Annotated in this window: 17 protein-coding genes and 2 pseudogenes; 11 read left to right on the plus strand and 8 right to left on the minus strand. The window is 46.1% G+C overall.

Translation table 11 applies throughout. The annotated features are described in order from the left end of the window. The 3 genes from QTN95_RS15560 to arcC form a co-directional block, all read right to left on the minus strand. Positions 1-394: helix-turn-helix domain-containing protein (locus QTN95_RS15560; RefSeq protein ID WP_331418078.1), on the minus strand; the 394-nt coding region annotated here is incomplete at its 3' end. Positions 395-775: 381 nt separating this feature from the next. After that, on the minus strand, positions 776-1,390 hold the full coding sequence (locus QTN95_RS15565) for a TetR/AcrR family transcriptional regulator (protein WP_331418079.1): 615 nt from the start codon (positions 1,388-1,390) through the stop codon (positions 776-778). Between the two features lie 145 nt (positions 1,391-1,535). Further along, positions 1,536-2,444: a carbamate kinase gene (gene arcC / locus QTN95_RS15570; RefSeq protein WP_331418080.1), complete on the minus strand. Its 909-nt coding sequence runs from the start codon at positions 2,442-2,444 to the stop codon at positions 1,536-1,538. Positions 2,445-2,841: 397 nt separating this feature from the next. Here arcC and QTN95_RS15575 point away from each other — a divergent pair, with 397 nt between their 5' ends. The 6 genes and pseudogenes from QTN95_RS15575 to QTN95_RS21290 all read left to right on the plus strand — a co-directional run. Next, the gene (locus QTN95_RS15575) at positions 2,842-4,278 is read left to right on the plus strand and encodes an APC family permease (protein WP_331418081.1); all 1,437 of its coding nucleotides are present in this window, start codon (positions 2,842-2,844) and stop codon (positions 4,276-4,278) included. Between the two features lie 16 nt (positions 4,279-4,294). Then, positions 4,295-5,386, plus strand: coding sequence for an agmatine deiminase (aguA, locus tag QTN95_RS15580; protein ID WP_331418082.1), 1,092 nt, complete (start codon positions 4,295-4,297; stop codon positions 5,384-5,386). A 120-nt stretch (positions 5,387-5,506) separates the two neighbouring features. Continuing rightward, positions 5,507-6,553 (plus strand): ornithine carbamoyltransferase, encoded by a 1,047-nt coding sequence (gene argF / locus QTN95_RS15585; RefSeq protein ID WP_331418083.1) that lies wholly within the window; start codon positions 5,507-5,509, stop codon positions 6,551-6,553. Between the two features lie 171 nt (positions 6,554-6,724). Further along, positions 6,725-7,990, plus strand: coding sequence for a RidA family protein (locus QTN95_RS15590; protein WP_331418084.1), 1,266 nt, complete (start codon positions 6,725-6,727; stop codon positions 7,988-7,990). Positions 7,991-8,009: 19 nt separating this feature from the next. Beyond that, positions 8,010-8,532: pseudogene (locus QTN95_RS15595) on the plus strand (Tn3 family transposase); the annotation flags it as partial. A 51-nt stretch (positions 8,533-8,583) separates the two neighbouring features. Then, positions 8,584-8,665 (plus strand): annotated as a pseudogene (locus QTN95_RS21290) (Tn3 family transposase); the annotation flags it as partial. A 77-nt stretch (positions 8,666-8,742) separates the two neighbouring features. Here QTN95_RS21290 and QTN95_RS15600 read toward each other — a convergent pair. Further along, on the minus strand, positions 8,743-9,591 hold the full coding sequence (locus tag QTN95_RS15600; RefSeq protein WP_427020226.1) for a pirin family protein: 849 nt from the start codon (positions 9,589-9,591) through the stop codon (positions 8,743-8,745). 221 nt (positions 9,592-9,812) lie between these two features. Here QTN95_RS15600 and QTN95_RS15605 point away from each other — a divergent pair, with 221 nt between their 5' ends. Then, positions 9,813-11,108 (plus strand): alpha/beta fold hydrolase, encoded by a 1,296-nt coding sequence (locus tag QTN95_RS15605; protein ID WP_331418086.1) that lies wholly within the window; start codon positions 9,813-9,815, stop codon positions 11,106-11,108. Positions 11,109-11,143: 35 nt separating this feature from the next. Here the strand turns inward: QTN95_RS15605 and QTN95_RS15610 are convergent, their stop codons facing one another. Then, positions 11,144-11,524 carry a VOC family protein gene (locus QTN95_RS15610; protein ID WP_331418087.1) on the minus strand — a complete coding sequence of 127 codons (381 nt, stop codon included), beginning with the start codon at positions 11,522-11,524 and terminating at the stop codon, positions 11,144-11,146. A 320-nt stretch (positions 11,525-11,844) separates the two neighbouring features. Here QTN95_RS15610 and QTN95_RS15615 point away from each other — a divergent pair, with 320 nt between their 5' ends. The 3 genes from QTN95_RS15615 to QTN95_RS15625 all read left to right on the plus strand — a co-directional run bounded on the left by QTN95_RS15615 (position 11,845) and on the right by QTN95_RS15625 (position 13,286). Next, on the plus strand, positions 11,845-12,084 hold the full coding sequence (locus QTN95_RS15615) for a hypothetical protein (RefSeq protein ID WP_331418088.1): 240 nt from the start codon (positions 11,845-11,847) through the stop codon (positions 12,082-12,084). Between the two features lie 40 nt (positions 12,085-12,124). Beyond that, positions 12,125-12,538, plus strand: coding sequence for an alternative ribosome rescue aminoacyl-tRNA hydrolase ArfB (gene arfB, locus QTN95_RS15620; protein WP_138971256.1), 414 nt, complete (start codon positions 12,125-12,127; stop codon positions 12,536-12,538). Between the two features lie 106 nt (positions 12,539-12,644). Next, positions 12,645-13,286 carry an START domain-containing protein gene (locus QTN95_RS15625; RefSeq protein ID WP_331418089.1) on the plus strand — a complete coding sequence of 214 codons (642 nt, stop codon included), beginning with the start codon at positions 12,645-12,647 and terminating at the stop codon, positions 13,284-13,286. Between the two features lie 46 nt (positions 13,287-13,332). Here the strand turns inward: QTN95_RS15625 and glgB are convergent, their stop codons facing one another. The 3 genes from glgB to QTN95_RS15640 all read right to left on the minus strand — a co-directional run bounded on the left by glgB (position 13,333) and on the right by QTN95_RS15640 (position 20,431). Beyond that, positions 13,333-15,510: a 1,4-alpha-glucan branching protein GlgB gene (gene glgB, locus QTN95_RS15630; RefSeq protein WP_331418090.1), complete on the minus strand. Its 2,178-nt coding sequence runs from the start codon at positions 15,508-15,510 to the stop codon at positions 13,333-13,335. 185 nt (positions 15,511-15,695) lie between these two features. Then, on the minus strand, positions 15,696-17,876 hold the full coding sequence (malQ, locus tag QTN95_RS15635; RefSeq protein ID WP_331418091.1) for a 4-alpha-glucanotransferase: 2,181 nt from the start codon (positions 17,874-17,876) through the stop codon (positions 15,696-15,698). A gap of 101 nt (positions 17,877-17,977) precedes the next feature. Then, a complete protein-coding gene (locus tag QTN95_RS15640) occupies positions 17,978-20,431 on the minus strand; it encodes a glycogen/starch/alpha-glucan phosphorylase (protein ID WP_331418092.1) in 2,454 nt (817 codons plus the stop codon). A gap of 568 nt (positions 20,432-20,999) precedes the next feature. On the opposite strand from QTN95_RS15640, the gene malT reads away from it, so the two are divergent. Beyond that, complete coding sequence (gene malT, locus QTN95_RS15645) at positions 21,000-23,708, plus strand: HTH-type transcriptional regulator MalT (protein WP_331418093.1); 2,709 nt, start codon at positions 21,000-21,002, stop codon at positions 23,706-23,708. The last annotated feature ends 149 nt before the right edge of the window (positions 23,709-23,857 follow it).

Raw genomic sequence — 23,857 nt, forward strand, 5'->3', positions numbered from 1 at the left:
GCTTGTAGCTAAAACCATTGTGGTGAAGCCATTTGTTCATACCAGAAACAGTATAATCAAGTCCAAATGTCTCTTTAACGTAGGCGACAATTTGATGAGTATGAGAATAGGTTTTCTCAGACAAATGCTCGATTAGGTGCATGGTTTGAATAGCGGAAAGCTTGCTTTGGCTTCCGCCATTCTCAGGCTTAAGTTTTTCAGAAAGTACGTAGTCACTGAGGTGACGTGCAACGGTCGATTCATGAATACGAAGAGCTTGTGAAATCATAGTCTGACTCCAGCCTTCAGAAGCCAGCAAAACCGCTTTAATACGGTCGCAAACTCGACTATCACGTTCAATGTCGTGCATTTGTTCGAGTTGCAGTTTCTGTTGAGAAGTCAGTGTAATTTTCATGGTTCGTAGCATGATCCTGATTCTAAATAAAATCAAGCATTTTCAATGATCAGGGGATTTAGATAAATATTACGACGAACAAGGGTATATGAAATGGAACTATCAAATGTCCTACGCAATTGGAACTCGATTGATGGGTCACTCTATGCCTATCCTTTTATCAGGCATAGAGTGACCACTAAATCTAAAAAATTCAGACTGTTTATGTGGGTTAATTGCATTGGCATCTGGATCTTTGTTATCGCATCATGCTTTACCCTATTGGTGAAATGGCTGGAGACTATAGGTTAATCATTCGCTGAGGTATCGTTCGAGGACTTATTTTGAGTGATTTGCTTAAGGGGTTTTCATGAACATTTTTTGTACAGCAATTTAACTTACTTAACCGCCCCAAACCGACTTCTGACAAATATGCGGAATATAAAGCTGAAGGTAAGACTCCGTTAAACGAAGGGCTTCGTTAGCGAGTTCAGGGGTAATATAGCCATGTTCATGGTAAGACAGTGAATATATCTTGTCGGCGACTTGCAGTGAAATAGCGAATACATTGATGGGTTGGGTAAACTGGGGGACATCGAAGAATTGACGATAGATTGCTTCGACTTCTTTACCCAATGTTAAATCATGTTTGGTGTCAGCGTGACCAAGTTCAGTAAAAGTGTGGCGACCTAAAATCAGTTTTCTCGCGATTGGATTATTGTTGTAGTAATCCACATAAGCGGTTTCGATCATACGGTTGATATCAGTCCAATGGGTGACTTTGTCGGCATCGATACATTGACCAAGTAGTGAGTCGAAATCGGTAAACACATCGTCCAATAAGCTATGAAATAGGTTCTCGATATTCGGGTAGTGGTGATAAACGGTTGAGGTGGCCATACCGCATTCTTTTGCCACATCGTACATAGAGATATCTGTCGCTTCGCGCCTTTCCATTAATTGAGCAACGGCGTTATGGATTTTTGTAAGTTTCTCTTTTGTTGTTACTTTTCGCATAAAACTGTCGTCACTTATTGTCAAAGCAGATTAAAAAATAAAGGGTTGATGCTCAAAAATCAATCTTATCAATATGAAGTTTGACGTCATTAACCCTTTGTTTAGTGCGTATGAATATCTAGGCAAAAACCGAGCTTGATCAAAACTACACTTGGATATGTGTGCCTGATTTCCCTTCAATGATTTCGAGTGCGCAGGAAAGATCCCCGATATGACCATGTTGCTTGGTATTTTCCACAAATTGGCAGCATGCATCGACTTTAGGCCCCATCGAACCTGCAGGGAAGTGATATCCCTTCATCTCGTTAACCGATACTCTTTCTAGCTTTTGTTCTTGTGGCGTGCCCCAATCCAAACACACATGAGTGCCATCCGTTAGGATCAGTAAGTGCTCTGCGCCAATTTCTTCGGCAATCAATGCGGCTGTCATATCTTTATCAATCACAGCTTCAAAGCCGACATAGGCACCGTCTTTTTCGATAACTGGTGCGCCGCCACCGCCGCCACAAATAATAAGATGCTCTTTCTCTAGTAAGTCTTTAATTGCTTTTATTTCTAACACTTCTTTAGGTGCAGGAGATGGAACAACTCGGCGCCAATGCACACCGTCTGGTTTTACGACCCAATTATTGGCTTCAGCCAGCAGTTTAGCTTGCTGCTCGGTATAGACAGGGCCAATAAATTTGCTTGGGTCTGCGATCGCAGGGTCATTTTCATCAACAACGATGCGCGTCAGTATTGTGGTGGTGAAGCGGTCTTCGATTGCAGCATTTAACCCCTGTTGAATTAAGTAGCCGATCATACCTTGGGTTTCAGCGCCTAATACATCAAACGGATACGGCGGGCACTCTTTATAAGCATCATTCTGTAGAGAGAGTAATCCCACTTGAGGGCCATTACCGTGCACGATAACCAAGCGATAATCTTTACTCAGGGCTGCTAATGAACTTGCTGTTTGCTCAATACTCTTTTGCTGGTTTTCACAGCTCATTACTTCTCCGCGTTGCAGCAGCGCATTACCACCGACCGCAACAACAATAATAGGCTTCAACATCTCTTAATCTCCAAATAATGACTGGCTAAAAGCCACGTAAGATGGAGATACTCTATTGAAATATCAGAGTACTATTGGCGATAAAAATCACAATTCGATTTCTGCTCAAAAGTGAGTCTATTTAGTTGCCACCCCATCACAGAAAGTGAAAATAATCGCGAATTCAATCGGATATGTGATCTTGTTTTCAACTTAAGACGCTCAATAAATAAACAGTACTTTTGTTGATGAAAATCAATCATTCAGTGTTTGGTTGCTTTTTATCCAGTTTTTGTCGGTTCTATTTCATTTGTAATCTGAGTTTTCTTCCCCAAAACCGATATTCAATTTTCATCCCAGTTCACTTCATCGCTTTGCCGTTTAATAAGTTCCGAATTAGATATTAAGGAGCTAAGCGATGAGCAACGAAACGCAAGGAAAAATGGGGGTCACTGGGATAGCACTCTTTACACTGTGTGCTGTGCTAGTAGTCGACACATTAACCGCGTCAGCAAGTATTGGCGTTAGCGCTATTGGCTGGTGGGTGCTAATGCTGGTCTTCTTTGTTATTCCCTACGGACTAATCACTTCAGAGTTAAGCACCGCCTATCCAGGAGAAGGGGGGATTTACGATTGGGTAAAACAAGCTTTCAATTTTAAATGGGCAGTAAGAACCACTTGGTTTTATTGGATCAACGTAGGCTTGTGGATGCCTGCCGTCTACATCATGTTCGCGGGTATGTTCGCAGAGCTGTTTATGCCGGGCTTGTCGCTATGGGGGCAGATCGCAATTTGTATCTTGTTAACTTGGCTAACGGTATGGATTTGTAATGTGTCTGCTGATATTGGCGTGTGGGTAACGAACACTGGCGCGGTATTAAAAATAATCGTAATCAGCACATTAGGTGTAGGCGGATTTATCTACGCGATGAAAAACGGCGTTGCCAATGAGTTCACTTTGCCAGCAATGATGCCTTCATTAGATTCAGCGGTCTCATTTCTACCTGCCATTGTTTTCAACCTAATGGGCTTCGAGCTTGTCGCGACGATGACCAAAGAGATGAAAGACGTCCGTGACATGCCTAAGGCTGTTTTCCTTTCCATCGGTATCACCGCTTTCCTATACATCTTCGGTACTGTTGGAATTTTGATGGCGTTACCTGTTGAGAGCATTGGACTTGTGGCTGGCCTGATCGACACCTTTAAAACCTTATTTGGTGAAGGTCCGTTTGGCACAGCAATGGTTTACGTCTTTGGCACGTTCGCTCTACTCACGCTTATCGGCAACATGGTGAGTTGGACGATGGGGGCAAGCCGTGCGGCAGCAGAAGCGGCTCAAGAAGGTGAACTGCCTGCTCCAGTGGCAAAAGTATCAGAGAAGGGTTCTCCAATTGGCGCGAACAACATTACAGGCATAGTCTCAACGGTTGTCATCTTGTCGTACGCGTTGTTTGCTCAAGGTAACGATGATCTGTTCTGGTCTATCTTCGCTTTCTCAAGCTGCATTTTCTTACTTCCTTATCTGTTCATGTTCCCAGCGTATCTGAAGCTGCGTGTGGTTGATGGCCAACGTGAGCGCCCATTCAAAGTGCCGGGAGGTATGCCCGCTCAATGGCTGATGTCGATTGTGTGCTTCTTCGTGATTTTCCAAGCGGTGGTTCTATTTATCTTCCCTGAGGCACTCGATCTCACGGTGGCAGATTGGGGATACACAGGGCCAGTTTTGATTGGTGTTATCGCGACAGTCTTGATTGGTGAATGGATTTTGTTGGGGGCTCTCAAGCACAAAAAAGCACAAAGCGAGCAAGAGGGTAGCTCTGGCGACACTGCAGAAAATAAACAAGCTCAAGCTTAAGTTGGAGGATAGAGCAATGAAGAAAGTTATTGATACCACACCAAAACATGATGGTTTCAGAATGCCTGGTGAGCATGAGCCACACAATGAAATTTGGATGGCATGGCCAGAGCGTACAGATAACTGGCGCGACGGAGCGAAACCAGCGCAGAAAGTGTTCTCGGAGGTTGCCGAGCAGATCAGTAAAACTACACCAGTGACGATGCTCGCGAGCTCAACTCAATACGATAACGCGGTGTCTCGCTTACCTGAAGATATTCGAGTTCTAGAAGTCTCAACCGATGACTCATGGATGCGTGATATTGGCGCGACATACGTCGTTGATGATAAGGGAGAGCGTCGCGGAGTTGACTGGGAATTCAATGCTTGGGGTGGTTTCGTTGATGGTTTGTATTCACCTTGGAACAGAGACAATCAAGTCGCACAAAAAATGTGTGAAACCATCCGAGACTCAAGATATCGAGCACCTATCGTATTGGAAGGCGGCTCAATCCATGTGGATGGTGAAGGCACGCTTTATACAACGGAAGAGTGCTTATTGCATGAAAGCCGTAATCCAGACTTGAGTAAAGAAGAGCTGACCAAAGTGCTGTGTGAATACCTCAATGTTCAGAAAGTGATTTGGTTACCTCGTGGTCTCTATAATGATGAAACCAATGGCCATGTAGACAACATCTTACATGTGGTTAAGCCGGGCGAAGTCGTGCTGACTTGGTGTGATGATGAAAACGATCCTCAGTATGAAATCAGCCGAGAAGCGTATGACTACATCACAAGCCAAACCGATGCTAAAGGGCGAGAAATCAAAGTACACAAGCTGCCAATGCCAGGTCCTTTGTATATGTCTGCCGATGAAGCAGCAGGGATTGATATTGCAGAAGGGATGGAACGTGAAGCGGGTGAGCGATTAGCGGCATCCTACGCCAACTATCTGATTACCAATAAGCAAATAGTATTGCCATTGCTGGATAAACGCTATGACGACGACGTGATTGAAATCCTAGAAGAACTCTACCCAGGTTATGAGGTTAATGGCATTCCAGCGCGAGAGATCTTGCTCGGTGGCGGCAATATCCACTGCATTACTCAGCAAGTACCAAGAATATAACCTGAGGTCATCGCCTCAAACATAAAAACAGCAACAACAAAGTTTAAATCCAACCGAAACGAAATCATCACGAGATCGACTTAAACGACACCGTGAAACGACGAAAAATAGGAATATATTATGAAATTACCTTCTTCTAGCGCGACTGAACTGAACAAAGCAAACCTTGAGCACATGGTATCAATGAAAGACTTCTCTGTTGAAGAGATGGATAACATGATGGAGTTAATGACGTACCTAAAGCAGGCACGTAAAGACAATGCGATTCCACAACTGTTTAAAGGCAAGTCAGTGGGTATGATCTTCGAAGCGGGCTCTACACGAACTCGCGTATCGTTTGAGGTAGCCGCAACTTTACTGGGTGGTCACGCGCTGTTCCTTTCGCCGAAAGATATTCACCTAGGAGGTAAAGAGTCGATTGATGATACCTCTCGCGTTCTATCACGTATGTGTGACGTCATCATGGCTCGTACCAATAGCCCTGAAACCTTGGATGGTTTGCTAAACATGTCGACAGTGCCGGTTATCAATGGCCTTGACACACGTTTCCACCCAACCCAGATGCTGGCTGACCTATACACCATCAGAGAGCATATTACCGACGGACGTAAGCTATCTGACTTAACGCTGGCGTTTATGGGTGATGCTACGGATGTGTGTCGTTCTTTGATGCTGACTTGTGCAAAATATGGTATGGGCTTTAAGCAAATTGGCCCTAAGAAGTACCATATGGAGCAAGAATGGATTGATATGGCGCTCAACTTCTGTGAAGAGTCTGGCGGTACGATTGAAATTACCGATGACGTGGAACGTATCAGTGATTGTGATGTGGTTTACGGCGACAGCTTCTACTGGGTGACTCAGATGGACGAGAAAGAAGAGCGCTTGGCGGCATTTATGCCGGACTACGTCATCACTGAAGAGCTGATGGCAAAAGCTCGTCCTGGCGCAATGCTTCTTCACTGCTTGCCAGCAAACGACAAAGAAGAAGTGACTCGTGGCGCACTAGAGAGTGGATACTCCGTGGCATTCGATGAAGCTGAAAACCGTCTGACGGCTCAAATGGCTATCTTGGTTTACTTCACGCATAAAGATTCGGTTATCCCAACGCAAGAAACCATCAAGCATCACGAAGATAAGATCAATGGTTTCCTAAGTACCCTATAACGTTCGATGACAGTTTGTTTTGCCCCGTTTAAATAGTAGCAGCAAAACAAGACTTAAATGGCCCTGTTTCCCCAGCGAGAAGCAGGGCTAATTATTTGCTTCCGGTGATTGGTTTAAAGCTTCCTAAAAATAAGCACTTCTACGAGTCGCCATACAAGGAGAAATATCGACATGAGTATCGGTATCAAAAAAGTTTCAAGAAACACTGATAACGCCCCATTAAATCAGATGTCGACGCAATCTGTTGCGTTTTCCCACTACAACAATATTTCGGCTCAGTTGCCTGTCAGTCCTAAAACTGGAAAGTTGATTTTAGGTGGCGTGAAAGCGCAGGTAGAGCAGTGCTTGATGAATATTAAAGCTATAGTCGAAAGCATTGGTCACGGCATGTATGATCTCGTCAGAGTGAACGTATATCTTAAAAATATTCAGGATCTCGATGCTGTAAACGAAGTGTATTCTTCATTCTTCCAAGGCTACTTCCCAACGCGTACCGTGCTTGCGGTTTCGGCGCTGCCACTAGAAGGAGCGCTAGTTCAGATGGATGCGGTGTTGTCTAATGGTGAAGGAACTTATCCTCAAGAAGCGTGTGATTTGGTTAAAGTGGCGAAAAATACAGCTGATGCACCAGCATGTTTGCTATCAACACATACTGTTGCTTTTTCCCATTATAACCATTTGTCAGCTCAACTACCGATTGTTCCAGCAACGGGGAATATTGTTGCGGGTGACGCCAAAGAGCAAGCTGTTCAATGTCTTAAAAACCTCAAAGCGGTACTAGCAAGCATTGATGCTCCATTTGACGATATCGTTAAGATCAATATTCAGGTCTCAAGCCTTGAAGACGTTGAAGCAATTAACGAAGTGTACAGCACCTTCTTCCCTGACTCTGCAATAGCCAGAGCGGTAAGTTACATGCCTGCTCGTTCGTTGATGGTTGCAGAGGGCTTACCTATGAATGCGCTAGTGCAGATAGATGCCACAGTCTCACATGGTGACGGCACTCCTCCACAAGCGGTAGAAGATCGACATGGCATTGTGATCAGAGCAAACAACACTAAAAACGCCCCTAGCCACGCACTATCGACGCAAACTGTCGCATTTTCGCATTACAACAATCTTTCGGCGCAGTTGCCTATAGACCCAATTACAAAAGCTGTCGTTGCGGTTGGCGCAAAAGAACAGGCGATGCAGTGCTTGAACAACTTAAAGGCGATTATAGAAAGTGTCGGTCATGTGATGGATGATATCGTTAAGATAAACATCCAACTTACAGATATGGCGGATCTGGACTCAGTCAATGAAATATACGCAAGTTATTTTGAAGAAGAGCTTCCAGCGCGAACAGTGGTTGGAGTTTCCGCGTTACCAATTGGTGCGCTAGTGCAAATGGATGCGATTGTATCGAATGGTGAAGGTACTCCGCCAAGCGCGTAAATCGGAATCGAAATGAGTAATGCCCCGTACCTCACGGGGTTTTCAAGGTATCATCGTGACAGGAACGTTACGAGACTCATTATATGTATTGGAGGGAATACTTGAGCAACAGACGAGGCTCAACCCCATAGAGATAATGACAGATACTGCCGGCGCTAGCGATATTATATTTGGGCTATTCTGGTTGTTAGGGTATCAGTTCTCCCCTCGATTGGCTGATGCAGGAGAAGCAGTATTCTGGCGAGTAGATAAGTCCGCTGCCTATGGACCGTTAGATGATTTGGCTCGAAGCTGTACGACTCTTTCAAAAGCAAAAGAACAGTGGGATGAAATGATGCGTACAGTCGGTTCATTAAAGCTTGGAACCATTCGAGCATCAGAACTGGTTAGCTCAGGGCATCATGGAAGTCGGCAGAGTCAACAAAACATTGTACTTGCTTAATTATATAGACGACGAGGATTATCGTCGCCGGATCTTAACACAACTCAATAGGGGGGAGGGTCGACACGCTGTCGCTAGAGCCGTTTGCTATGGTCTACGCGGAGAAATCAAAAAGCGTTATCGTGAGGGACAAGAAGATCAGTTGGGCGCATTAGGGTTACCCCAAACAGAATGGATTAGCTAAAGCATTGAGAGAAATTGGCAGATTAGAAAGAACGTTGTTCATGCTTGATTAGCTTCGAGATCCGGTCGTGACTCCAATTACTCTGGGGTTGTCGTCAGTGACCGAATGGCGGTCACAAAGGTTCAGTTAATATGTTTCAAACACACCAGCGTTGTAATCACGAATGGTTTGCTCAATTTCAGCCATGCTGTTCATGACAAAAGGCCCATAATGAACAACAGGCTCATCGATCGGTTGACCAGAAAAGATCAGTACCCCACCCGATGCGAGGTTGGTCAGAGACACCTTGTCCCCCTTGCTCAACAGAGCGAGTTCACCTTGATTGACTACCTGACCATCAATAGCGACAGAGCCCTGATAGCTAAGAACCATCATGTTAAAGTGTTCTGGCACCTCAATTGAAAGTTGCTGTCCTTGCTCAGAACGCCAATCAGAAACACTCAGTTCCACCCCTGTTCTGTCTAGCGGCCCCGTTAACATCTCACCATTGGCAATTAAGGTTCCAGCTAATACCCGCAGCAATCCAAGTTCATCACCGCTATGTTCAGTGATGGTTTCTGGTTGGAAGTCAAAATATTGCGCGGGTTTCATTTTGTCTCGGGCAGGCTGGTTAATCCAAATTTGAAAACCGTGCAAATCGCCCTCTTCCATAATGGGCATCTCGCTATGGATAACGCCACGACCCGCCGCCATCCATTGCGCACCACCACTGCGAAGTTCACCAACATTTCCCATATGATCACGATGCTGAAAGTGGCCTTTGAGCATATAGGTTAGGGTTTCAATGCCACGGTGTGGGTGTGGAGGAAATCCACCGACATAGTCTTTACGTTGATCCGATTTCAACTCATCGACCATCAAAAATGGTGAAAATTGTGTATTGTTAAACCCAGCGACACGTTGGATTTTCACACCATCACCATCAGATGTCGCATGAGTGCGGATGATTTGCTTGATTACTCGATTCGCCATGATCGCCTCCCGATAACTTGATAGGTGTAGTTTAGAGAGCGATATGCCTTTCATACAGAGGGCAGAAGCGAACAGCTTGTTTGAAAAATTTGAATGAGTACAGCTAGACACTGGCGGCTAGCTGACACTGAACACATGCCTCACTCATCAAACAGCGATTGGTATCTGTTCCGCATCAGGATAAGATACGCCATCCACAAGTCACGGAAGTCCTGATAATAATTATGAAAGCTCACCCATTTATTGATGCTGGTGTTAAATACACTCCGCACTATTTCCAAGTACCCTTAAACTACGCAGACAGCGCACAAGGGACAATTGAAATCTTTGCTCGTGAACTATCACAGGTCGCCGATGGCGACAGCACTAAGCCTTGGCTGGTCTATTTTCAGGGTGGACCGGGGTTCCCGTCTCCACGCCAGAATGGTCACAATGGCTGGGTAAAACGTGCCCTACAAGAGTACCGAGTGTTACTCCTCGATCAACGCGGTACCGGCAATAGTTCTGTGATCACCCATCAAACTCTGGCTCCGTTCTCGGCAGAGCAGCAAGCTGAGTACCTAAGTCATTTCCGTGCAGACAATATCGTTCGTGACGCGGAATTTATTCGTCAACAGTTTGGTATTAACCAGTGGGCGATTCTCGGTCAGAGCTTTGGTGGTTTTTGTTCACTTACTTACCTGTCACTGTTCCCTGAAAGCCTTTCTCGTAGCTACATCACTGGAGGTGTGCCATCTATTCACCGTCATCCTGACGAGGTGTATCAGGCCACGTTCAAGCGTACGATGGAAAAGAACCAAGCTTTCTTCAAACAGTTTCCGCAAGCGCAGCAACTGTGTAAGCAGATTGCCGACCATCTGCTTGAGAACGATGAGTTTCTGCCCAACGGGCAGCGTTTCACGGTTGAGCAATTTCAGCAGATTGGTATCAACTTCGGCATGAGTGATACCTTCCTGCCAACTTACTATGCGCTCGAAAATGCTTTGATTGAGGTGAATGGCAAACCACAACTTCGTTACGAGTTCCTAAATAATATGTTGATGGAACAAGGTTTCCAGACCAATCCTATCTACGCCATCCTGCATGAGTCGATCTACTGCCAGAGCTTTGCTTCAAACTGGAGTGCTCATCGTATTCGTCAGACACGAGATGAATTTAACTACACAAAAGAAAAGCCATTCTACTTTACCGGCGAGATGGTGTTTCCGTGGATGTTCGACCAATACCACTGCCTGAAACCACTCAAACAAGCAGCAGAACAACTGGCAGCAAAACAGGATTGGGCCCCCTTGTACCATGCGGATGTGCTTGCCAATAACAAAGTACCTGTGAGCTGCGCGGTATACGCTGATGATATGTTCGTCGAAATGGACATTAGTCGTGAAACCTTGGCAAAGATTCCAAATTCACAAGCGTGGATTACCAACGAGTACGAGCACAACGGACTGCGTGCCGATGGTGAAAAGATCCTCGATACGCTCATTGCTATGGGTCATCAAACCGCGGCAACTATCAACTAAAATTAACGCCCCCGACTCACATCGGGGGCGTTTTTTTAGCTCATTGAGTGGAGGCCAATCATATTGCCTTCCGTGTCAGCCACTATGGCAATGTATCCATGCGGGCCGATGGAAAATTTGCTATTCATTACCTTGCCACCCGCTTGTTCAACACGAGATTCCTCGACCGCACAATCCTGACATGAGAAATAGACCATAGTACTGTTGCCACCCGCTACGACGCCTTCCATTTTCGCCAACGCACCAGATACTCCATACTGCTCCATATCAGAGGGAAACAGCCACATCTCGACCCCCATATTGGCGACATCTTCGAGATGCTCCAATGAGGTTTCAAGTACTGCTTCATAAAAAGCTTTCGCTCGCGGCATATCATTCACATAGATTTCAAACCAACCAACCGGATTCATTTGCATACTGTCACCTAACCGTTACAAGTTCCCTTCTAAATCTAGCGCAGTTATCACTCTCCACTACCTTGGCTAAGGCTATAATGCTCATTTTCTCACTCATGAGCTAACAGGTAGGGTGACTGTAAACGTGGTCCCCTTGTTCGGAATCCAAACAAATATTGCCACATAAGTTGTCTACCATCGCTGCCGCTAGCGACTCGGCACTACAATCATAAATTACCATTTATCAATGATGACATATGAACTCACTCACATTAGACTGGTAATCGTTGGCATTTTCGTCAGTTGGCAGCAAGACAGTGATAAGGTGATAAGGTGATAATATGACTATCCAATGGTGTGAAAAATGTGCCAAAGAGACCGAGCACAAAGAACTGATAAAGCAGAAACCGTCGAAGTACGGTAAAAGCAAAAAGGAACAATTTAAGGCCTTTCTTTCTGGATTTGTTAGTGGTGCTGCCGTCGGTGGTGCGCTGGCTTCTCTAGAATTGATTGATCGCTATGTAGTCTGTCAGGAGTGTGGCCATAAGAACCTCGAAAACCATGGCGAAGAGTTTCAGTAAGGCTAAAATAGGTCGGTGTCTGTTTTTGTCGTAAGCCCTAATGCTGAAGATTTCTAATACCGTTACCCTTCAATCCTGGGAGATCCAACTGACCGCTATACGAGCGCAAGGTTCAGGCGGTCAGAACGTGAATAAAGTGTCCTCTGCGATTCATCTTCAGTTCGACGTGAAGCATTCTACTCTGCCAGCTATCTACAAAGAGCGTCTACTCGCCCTCAAAGATTCCCGTCTATCTAAAGAGGGGGTTATCACCATCAAGGCGCAGCAATTTCGAACCCAAGAGCAGAACAAAGAGGATGCGCTCAATCGCTTAGCGGAGCTTATCCGTTCTGCGATGGTGGTGCAGAAAAAACGCCGCGAAACCAAGCCAACCAGAGCATCTAAAGAGCGCAGGCTCAAGAGTAAGGGAATTAAATCACAAACGAAATCCCTGCGCGGACGCGTGCAGCACTAACCGTTCGACCCTTGGATGCCAATTGTCTCCTTTCCTAATAGGGAGACTTTGCTCTGTACTGTAAGTATGCTTGAATTACATCAGAAATTAATCGTTGAGTAAGGTTATGACAAGCTTAAGGAAAAGCCTCATTTATGCCCTGTTGATACTATCAGGTATCGGTTATTGCCAAGCATCAACCCATTGGCAATTTGAAGGTGACAAAGACGGAATCACCATCTTCTCCCGCCATCATAGTGATGGACTGGTAGAAATTCGCGCACGTATGTTTGCGCCAACCAGTTATGGGGCTTTTGTCACCCTGTTAGAAGACACGGAGAATGTGCCCAACTGGATTGATAACGTCAGTCACAGCCGCGTTGTAAGGCAAATCTCACCAAACGAAAACATTGTCTACACCCAGTTTTCCGCTCCCTGGCCCGCCAAAGATCGCGATATGGTGACTTACTCAAAATACTCCGTGGATGAGATAGGCTTTACGCTAAATATCAAAGATGCCCCTCCCGCAAGTTTGCCCGAACAAGATGGTTACATCCGTATTACCGCAGTGAAAGCGACTTGGACACTGCAAAAGCTAACCAACGGAATGACGTTAATAGAGTACACCGCATTTGCTAATCCTGGCGGTGCTCTGCCTAACTGGCTAATCAACAAATTGGCTAAAGAGAGCGCTCGCAGCACCTTTGAAGGGCTCAAACAGCAATTGCCCAACTATCAAGACAATTCTAAGCCGGATCTGAGCCAATAAAAAAGGCCAGCGATGGAAGCTGACCCTTGTGTTACTTATTATTTAGCTATTTAAACTTATAGAATACGGTCGCTAGTGGAGGCAGACGCAGTGAAATAGATTGTGCCAATCCTTCACTTTCTACTGCCTCGGTCGTTACCTGTTGTGCAACTGAATAATCGCTACCATGATATTTAGCACTGTCCGTATTGAGCAGCAATTCATATTCGCCTGCCAAAGGTACGCCTAGCCTGAAATTGTCGTGAGGAACAGGTGTGAAGTTGGTGATCACCAAAATTCTCTCACCGTTGTCACTCAAACGTTCATGAGCCAAAATCGAGGCTTCTGCCGCATCTTGTAGACGCCACTCAAAACCGCGCGGTTCGCAGTCGAGTTCGTGCATCGCTCTTTCACTTGCGTAAAGCTTATTAAGATCTCTGGTTAGGCTCTGCACACCTTGGTGACGTTCAAATTCAAGTAAGAACCACTGTAGCTGATCATCATGATTCCATTCCGCAGTCTGACCAATCTCAGCGCCCATAAAGTTGAGCTTCTTACCAGGTTGTGCATACATGTAGCCGAGGTAAGCGCGCAAGTTTGCTGTTTGCTGCCACTCATCCCCCGGCATCTTGTTGTGAATAGAGCCTTTACCGTAAACCACTTCATCATGTGACAGAGACAGAACGTAATTTTCACTATGAGCGTAAACTAATGGGAAAGTGATGGTATCGTGATGGTATTTGCGATGAACAGGATCCTCCTGAATGTATGATAACGAGTCATGCATCCAGCCCATATTCCACTTAAAGCCAAAGCCCAATCCGCCCATAAAGGTTGGCGCAGAAACACCAGGGAAAGCGGTCGATTCTTCAGCAATGGTCATGGCATTCGGGAAGTGTTTGTAAACTTCTTCGTTCATCCACTTAAGGGTCGCGATCGCATCGTAGTTTTCGTTGCCACCATCGATATTTGGAATCCATTGATCGTGACTGCGCGAGTAGTCGAGATATAGCATTGAAGCAACCGCATCAACGCGAATACCGTCAATATGGAATTGTTCGAACCAGTAAAGCGCGTTAGACACGAGGAAGCGGCGAACATGTTCACGACCAAGATCGTAGATGTACGAGTTCCAATCTTGATGCCAACCGCGACGAGGATCAGGATCATGGAACAGTGGCGTGCCATCAAAGTTCGCCAAGCCATGGTCATCCGATGGGAAGTGCGCAGGAACCCAATCAAGCACCACGCCAAGACCCGACTGATGGCATTGATCAACAAAGTATTTGAAGTCGTCTGGCGAACCATAACGGCTGGTTGGCGCAAACAGGCCAACCGGCTGATAGCCCCAAGAACCATAGAATGGGTGCTCAGAAACCGGCATCAGTTCAACGTGTGTATAGCCCATATCGACTAAATAAGGAATTAACTGATCCGCCAGTTCGCGATAGTTAAGGAAATCACCATCGGCATTGCGGCGCCAAGAACCTGCGTGTAGCTCATAAAATGAGAGCGCCTGCTTACGTTTCTGTGTAACTTCTCGCTCTTGCCATGTTTTATCATTCCACTGATAACGGTTGTGATCATAAGTCACAGAAGCAAACGATGGATATTGCTCAGAGTATGCGCCCCAAGGGTCCGCTTTATGCGGTAAGCCTTCACCATTAGGACCTTTTAATTCGAACTTGTACTGTGTGCCTTCAGCGAGGTTTGGAATGAAGATACCCCAGATACCATAATCGAGACGCTGCATTGGCGTGCGACGACCATCCCACTGGTTGAACTCACCGACTAAGCTACACGCTGACGCATGCGGTGCATAAACCAGAAAGCGGATACCGGAGATCTGTTTACCATCTCGTTCCAAAGTGATGAATTGAGCACCCATGTGCTTGTACATCTCTTTTGGTGTATGCAGATCGTCATACTCTGCGTAAATCGTGTGGTATTGATATGGGTCGTCAATCAGTTGTTCGGTTCCATTCCAATCAACGGCTAATAGATAGTGGCTAAAGCGTAGATCTTTGTTTTGTTTGAGGATAAAGCCCGAAGCGTCCTCACGTTCAAGTTCGATACGTTGATCATCAATAACTAACTCAACTTTGTCCGCACCTGGCATCCAAACACGCAATGCCTCTTGTTCACCACTTAGAAATGGGCCGATGAAAGAAAAAGGGTCAGAAAATGTCGCGTGTGAAAGTTGGTTATATATCTTTGTCGCCTTATCTAACGTTGTCGTTTTCAAGTTATTCTCTCCCTAACCTAACTTTCTTTATTCAAATGAGTTTGGCTGAAATATAAAGGGGTTCTATGACCCAAAAAGCCCGCTAGGTAGCGGGCTTAATTAGCGTTACAACAGTGTAGCGAATTCGGCGTTTACATAGAGTGACCTGACCGAAAAATTTTCCATGTACACCTTGTAAATCCGTTTTATTTACTCACTTTAGCGCGAACTTCGGTGAGCTTATGAGCAATACGATTTACCCCTTCATGAGCAAAAACCTCATCAAGGTTCATCGACAGCTTACGACGCCAGTTCGGGTACTCGTCAACCGTGCCTGGAATGTTAACTGGCTTGTCCATTTCCAGCCAATCTTCCAACTGAATACTCAGCAGGGTCGAAGATCCCGCAGCAACGTGCAGTTGCAGTGCTTCCGCTAGGTAGGAATCCATAGGTACGTACTGAGCATCGCGACCAACGCCTTCAGGCAAGTAACCGTGCCATGCAACGGAATCTAGGATACCTTGCTTGCACTCTAGACGACTCGCAAACAGACCTTCTAGTTGCTTGGCATCTGGGTAAAGGCCTAACTCTTGACCCATCTTCAGGTCATCACAGTGCCAAAAACCACGTAGAGTCGGCATATCGTGAGTACACAGAGCAGACATAGACTGTTCAGCGTAGTGTGCTGGAGAGATAAAACCACCGTCATCTTCTGATGTTTCGAAGAAGAACACCTTGTATGAGTGAACACCTGCGTCACGCAGAATATCAACAATCTCATCCGGCACAGTACCTAAGTCTTCACCAATCACACTACATTGATGGCGATGAGACTCTAGAGCCAAGATTGCGAGCATGTCTTGCACAGGGTAATAAATGTAAGCACCTTGAGTCGCGTTTTCACCTTTCGGGATCCACCACAAACGCAGTAAACCCAGTACATGGTCAATACGCAATGCACCACAATGCTTCATGTTCGCACGCAGTAGCTTGATGTATGCATCGTAACCCGTTGCTTGAAGCACTTGTGGGTTAAGCGGTGGTAGACCCCAGTTCTGACCCAAAGGACCAAGAATATCTGGTGGAGCACCAATGCTCGCATCCATGACTAGGTTACCTTCATCTGCCCACGTTTCTGAACCAGAATCCGCAACACCGACGGCAAGGTCACGGTACAAGCCAACAGACATGCCTTTCTCTTCTGCTAGAGCCTGCGCCTCTTTAATTTGGATATCAGCCACCCATTGCAGGTACATGTAAAGATGTACTTGATCTTTGTTTTGCTCGATAAAATCCTGAACCGCGCGGTTTTCAAACTTACGCAACTCTTCTGGGAATACTGGCCAGCCCCAGATGTTTGAATCTTTCGCATGCAGTTCCGCATGCAGAGCATCAAACGCAGCTTGGTGAATTAGGCTTTCGCCACCTTCTTCGACGAACGCTAAGAAAGCCTGTGCACGTTCGCTATTTTTATCCAGATGACGCTTTTTAAACTCAGTAAACAGCTGCGGTAGCACACTCATTTTGAGATCCGCGACTTCGCTGTAATTCACCCAGTGAGATTCACGTGCTTTTTGTAGACGTTGCTGGAACTCCGCACTGCCCACTTTTTGCTGCGCTTCAATGCTAAGCGAAAACTCAGGTACTGAGCTCACATCGATGTAGAGAATGTTCAACCAACGACGTGATGAAGGGCTGTATGGGCTCGCGCCTTCTGGGTTGGCAGGGAACAGTGAATGAATAGGGTTAAGACCAACAAAATCACCACCGCGGGAAGCGATATCTGCCACTAACTGTTTCAGATCCCCAAAATCACCAATACCCCAGTTATGCTGAGTGCGTAGCGTATAAAGCTGGACACTTGGACCCCACATTTTCTTACCATCGACGATAGCATCCTGCTTGTAACATGCTTTTGGCGTCACAATTAGCGTCATTTCATAAGGCGCTTTACGACGTTTACGAGAAATCGTCAGTTTGTGATAACCCCAAGCAATATCACTTGGTAATGCAAACACTAAAGGGCCACCCTCTTTGCGCTCATCACGAACGATTTGCGATTGAAGATAGCCTTCAAGTACCTCTCCTTGCTCTGTATCGAGACGCCAGCTGAACTCACTTTCGCGAGCACTCGCACCAAGATTGAGCACCACTTCAATTGGCTCTCCATCACGGACTACCTGAACAGAAGCGAGCACCTCTTGCTTGTGCTTTTTCTCCGCTGATTTTAGAAGAGTTTCATCATTGGTTGTGTCATAGCCTAAAGAAGCGAGTAGTCGACGAATTGTTTCATCAGCAACTTTTGCTTCATCTCCCCACGCGCTTACGTAGCTGTCGGCAATTCTCGCCATTTCAGCGACTTGTTTTAATGCGTTATCTTGTTTCATCGCTCTCTCCGAAGGACTGCTTATACCTTCAAAATGTAGGGTTATTAAATCTTTATAAAGAGTAGAGCCAAGGCGCTAGGCCTTGGCTTTGTCTGGTTCAATTAGCGCGATACCGCTTCTAATTTCCAAATGTTATTGACGTAGTCTCGAATCGAACGGTCTGAGGTGAATTTACCCATCAAGGCCGTATTCAAGATGGCTTTCTTCGCCCAGCCAGCTTGGTCTTTGTACTGTGCACCCATCGCCTCGTGCGCCTGAACATATGATGCAAAGTCCGCTAAACATAAGTATGGGTCACCACCATCAAGCAGGCTGTCGTACGTTGCTCTTAGCAGGCCAGGTTGACCAGGTGTGAACTCTTCGCCCACTAGCAGGTCTAGTGACGCTTTTAGCAAAGGATCTGCGTGGTAGTATTCGTAAGGGTTGTAACCCGCTGCTTTAGTCGCAACGACTTGGTCAACTTCAAGACCGAAGATATAGATGTTCTCATCACCCACCTCTTCACGAATCTCAACGTTAGCGCCATCCATAGTACCGATAGTCAATGCACCGTTCAGCGCCATCTTCATGTTACCCGTACCCGATGCTTCTTTACCCGCTAGAGAAATTTGCTGAGATACATCCGCCGCAGGAATAATGATTTCAGCCATGCTCACGCGGTAGTCAGGGATGAAGACCACTTTCAGTTTATCGCCAATACGCGGATCGTTATTGATCTTGTCCGCAATCTTGTTGATAGCGAAAATGATTTCTTTCGCTAGGTGGTAACCCGGCGCTGCTTTCGCTGCGAAGAATGCAACACGTGGCGTGCATTCGAAACCAGGTTCGTTAATGATTCTGTGGTACAGAGACAGAATGTGTAGCAAGTCTAGATGCTGACGCTTGTACTCATGCAGACGCTTGATTTGTACGTCAAAGATCGCATTGGTATCAAGCTCGATGCCCATGTTGTCTTTCACCCACTTCGCCAAACGCTCTTTGTTCTGTTTCTTAATAGCCATGAACTCTTTCTGGAATTTTGCGTCAGTAGCGTACTGAGCAATACCTTCTAGCAGTTCCAGTTTCGCCGGCCACTCGCTGCCAATCTTATCCGTGATAAGTTGAGACAGGCCCGGGTTACAGAACTTCAACCAACGACGTGGAGTAATACCGTTTGTCACGTTATGTAGACGAGTTGGGTACATTTCGTGGAACTCAGGGAAAAGATCTTTCTTAACCAATTCTGAGTGCAGAGCGGCAACACCGTTTACTGCGTATGAACCAATCACACATAGGTTAGCCATGCGAACCATACGGTTGAAGCCTTCTTGAATGATAGATAGCTTAGCTTGTTTCTCACCATCACCAGGCCACATTGCACGAACTTCTTGTAGGAAGCGGTGGTTGATTTCAAAAATGATTTCCATGTGGCGTGGAAGCAGACGCTGGATCAGAGATTCAGGCCAAGTTTCCAATGCTTCTGGAAGAAGTGTGTGGTTAGTGTAAGCGAAAGTCTTCGAGCTGATTTCCCACGCTTTATCCCAAGATAAGCCTTTCTCATCAAGAAGAATGCGCATCAATTCTGGGATAGCGATTGTTGGGTGAGTATCGTTTAGCTGGATAGTCTCTTGCTTAGGCAGATCCGCCAATGCAAAACCTGCTTGCTCGTGACGACGTAGAATATCGCGAACTGACGCTGCCGAGTGGAAGTATTGCTGCATTAGACGCAGTGTCTTACCTTTCTCGTGGTTGTCATTCGGGTATAGAACTTTAGTGATGTTACCAGCGTCGATCAGCGCGTGCTGAGCTTCGAAATAGTCACCGTTGTTGAAGCTTGCTAGTGAGAAAGGCGCAATAGCCTGACATTCCCAAAGTCGTAGAGGGTATACTGTGTCAGACTCGTAACCAACAATTGGCAAATCCCAAGGCATTGCTTTTACCGTCATGCCAGGTACCCACTTACGGACTTCTTTTCCGTTTTCATGCGTCACTTCAACATGACCGTAAAAACCGATCTCTTGTGCCAATTCAGGACGAGCCACTTCCCATGGGTAGCCTTCAACACCGCGCCATGCATCAGGTGCTTCCTGCTGACGACCATCTTTGAATGATTGCTTGAACAAGCCGTATTCATAGTGAAGACCGTAACCCACCGTTGGGTACTCTTGTGCTGCACAAGAATCCATAAAACATGCTGCTAGACGACCTAGACCACCGTTACCCAGTGATGGGTCACGCTCTTCTTCAAGAAGGTCAGTCAGGTTTTGACCCAACTCTTCCATCGCTACGGTGATTTGATCGTACAAACCCATGCTGATTAAGTTGTTGCCCGTCAGACGACCAATAAGGAACTCTAATGACAAGTAGTTTACGCTTTTCGCGTTTTTGATCTTCGGATCCTGCTCAGTCTTAAGCAAGTCAAAGGTTGTTAGTTCTGCTAGTGCTTTGCCCATTGCTAGGTACCACTCACGCGCAGTCGCTGTTTCTACAGTTTTAGCGTAAGTCGCTGAAAGGTGTTTTTTCACATCAGCTTGGAACACTGCTTTATCAAAATTTTTCTGTTGCGTAGGTTTCATTAGAGAAATCTCACTTATTGGTTTCAATCCATCTGTGCCATATCGTGCATCGACATGATTGGCAAAACATCCTCCTACTCCTAGCCATTTTAGGAGGAGGACAAAGGGCGTAGAGGGCGTACAACCAGTAGCTCAGTGATCTAGGTCTCATTAAGTTTTCCTAACATCACAGCTCGGGTGATTGAGATCACACCGTCAACCAATTTAGCCTATATCTGGTTTATTAAAGATAGGTGTCGAGAAAAATACACAATTGATGAATATACATACTCGATCACATTAAGTTTTACTTCGCAGTGCAATTTTCATGATTTCTCGTGCAAACAGGCACTAAAATCTCATCTCACACAGACCCAATAAGAGATATTCATCACAATAAAGGGGCGTAGCTGGTAGCAAAATGTGAATTAAGCGAAAAACCCATTGTTGATCAATAACGGTTATGATTGTTCTCAAGTAACATCATTGCCAATAAGCTTTATTGATTAATATTTACACAATTAAGTGTTTCACCTTCGGGTAACTTCGCTGCTCCACGAAAAGTGGAAGGATAATAGGGAATAAAAAGATGTGGATTCCTTCTAAGTTAACGCGTCCGGGTCGATTACATAACGCCATTGTACGACCAAGGGTATTAGATCTGCTCCAGCAGGCTCCTTTCTACAAATTGGTGCTACTCCGCTCCCCAGCTGGCTATGGTAAAACCACCATGGCGGCTCAATGGCTATCGGACAAGTCACACGTCGGCTGGTACAGCATTGACGAAAGTGACAACGATTCTTTTCGCTTTATGAACTACCTGCTTCAGGCACTGAATAAAGCCACCGATGGCAGTTGCCCAAACTCGCAAAAACTTGCAGAAAAACGCCAATTCTCTTCACTTTACTCCCTATTCGGTGAAGTTTTCACTGAGATGTCTGAATTTCATCAAGAGTGTTATTTGGTTCTGGACGACTATCACCTGATTTCTGATGACGAAATTCACGAAGCTATGCGCTTTTTCCTCAAGCATATGCCAGACAACCTCACACTGGTTGTGACCAGCCGAGCAGCACCACCACTGGGGACGGCTAACCTTCGCGTGCGAGACTTAATGATCGAGATCGGCGACGAAATGCTCGCCTTCGATACCGAAGAGACAACGCGCTTCTTTAATCAACGTATCGCCGATGGCATTGACGATACCACCGCGACCAATTTACGTAACTACGTAGAAGGCTGGCCATCAGCACTACAGTTGATCGCTCTGCAAGCGCAGCATCAAAACAAAACTCTCGCTCAGTCGGCCGAGTCTTTCTCTCAGTTCAACCACGCACACCTATGGGACTACCTGATAGAAGAAGTGTTTGATCTTTTAGATACCGAAACCCGCCAATTCTTGCTTCAGTGTTCTGTCCTTGATCACTTTAACGATCAACTGGTCTCTGAACTGACTCAGCGAGAAGATGCACTGAGCATGATCGAGTCTCTCAATCGCTTTGGTCTGTTTATTCACCCTCTCGAGGGAGAGCAGAACTGGTACCGTTTCCATAATCTGTTTGCCGAGTTCCTTGCTCACGAGCGCAGTGCGAGAATTCCTCAGCAAGAGAAGCAACTCCACCATGCGGCCGCCAAAGCGTGGCTAAAACTCTCCTCGTCTCATCAAGCTCTTCGCCATGCACAAGAAGCCAAAGACAGCCAGTTAACCGCAGATATCCTGACTCAGTATGGCTGGAAGATGTTTAATGGTGGTGAGCTGCAAACACTCGAAAAAGCGATCAACTCTCTCACCACAGAACAGCTCTACAGTGAACCTAAGCTTTGTATGTTGCAGGCTTGGCTAGCGCAGAGTCAGCACCGCTACAACGATGTTGGTGACCTACTATCAAAAGCTGACCAAGAGATGAGTAAGCTCAATGTGGTTCTAAGCACCAAAGAGCAAGGTGAGTTCAATGCCCTTCGCGCTCAGGTTGCCATTAACCGTAATGAACCAGAACAAGCGCTAGAGTTAGCAGAACTGGCGCTAAGCCAGTTGGACAGCACGGTTTACCGTAGCCGTATTGTTGCGACGTCAGTCGTGGGTGAGGTCAACCACGTACTTGGTCATCTCAGCCGAGCTCTGCCAATGATGCAGCAAACAGAGAAACTGGCTCGCCAGTATCAGGTCTACCATCAGGCTTTATGGGCGATGCTGCAACAGAGTGAAATTCTGATTGCACAGGGCTACGTTCAAGCCGCTTTCGAAGTGCAAGACAACGCCTTTAAACTGATAGAAGAACAACAACTACAACAAGTTCCGCTGCATGAGTTCTTACTTCGTGTACGCGCCCAGATCCTATGGTGTTGGAATCGACTGGATGAAGCAGAAGAATGTGCCTATAAAGGTCTGGATATCCTTGGTAACCACAGCCCAAGTAAGCACTTACATAGCTACTCAATGCTGGCACGTATCGCGATTGGCCGTGGAGAGCTTGATAAAGCAGGTAAGTTCATCGAGCAAATCACCCACTTGCTCAAACAGTCGACCTATCACGTTGACTGGACTGCCAACGCCTCGCTCTCTCTGATCCTATTCTGGCAGGCTCGCGGCGATCACGAATCAATCAAACAGTGGTTGGAAACAACGGTTAAGCCTCAGCATGCATGTAACCACTTTACTCAACTTCAGTGGCGTAATATTGCGCGTGCGCAAATCATACTAGGGCTTTTTGACCAAGCCACTGAGACGCTTAATTTCCTCCAGCAACAGGCAGAGGAAAATGAGTTGCTGACCGACACCAACCGAAACCTGATTGTTTCCGCTGTACTCGCCATCTCACAAGATGACGAAGAGAGCGCTCGTGAACAACTAAAGAAAGCATTAGCACTGACCAATCAGACGGGTATGTTAGGTAATTTCCTCGTCGATGGCGCGAAAGTGGGTCATATCTTGGAGAAGCTCAACCATAAGAATGAGCTGGGAGATTTAGAACGTCACCGCGCACAACAGCTACTCAAAGATATCTCAACCACTCAACGCAGCAGTTCTGTTCACTTTGATGAAGAGTTTGTTGAAAAGCTGGTCAACCACCCGAACATCCCAGAGTTGGTTCGCACCAGTCCACTGACTCAGCGTGAGTGGCAAGTTCTCGGGCTGATCTATTCTGGTTTTAGCAACGAACAGATCGCCCAAGAGCTAGACGTAGCGGGGACAACCATCAAAACCCATATTCGCAACTTGTACCAGAAACTCAATATCGCCAACAGAAAAGAGGCGGTCAAAACCGCCGAAAACCTGTTGCAGTTAATGGGCTACTAATCCACTAAGACCTACCAATCAGCCGACAGTTCTGCTGGCTGATTGGTAGCGAATCTCACTTCCAAGCAAAACACTTGCGTCTCATTCGCTAACGCTTGCACTCTCACTCTTTAATGTCACAATGTAAATCATTAACGGCATGAATGAGA

The sequence above is a fragment of the Vibrio sp. M260112 genome (assembly GCF_036533775.1).
Lineage (GTDB): Bacteria > Pseudomonadota > Gammaproteobacteria > Enterobacterales > Vibrionaceae > Vibrio.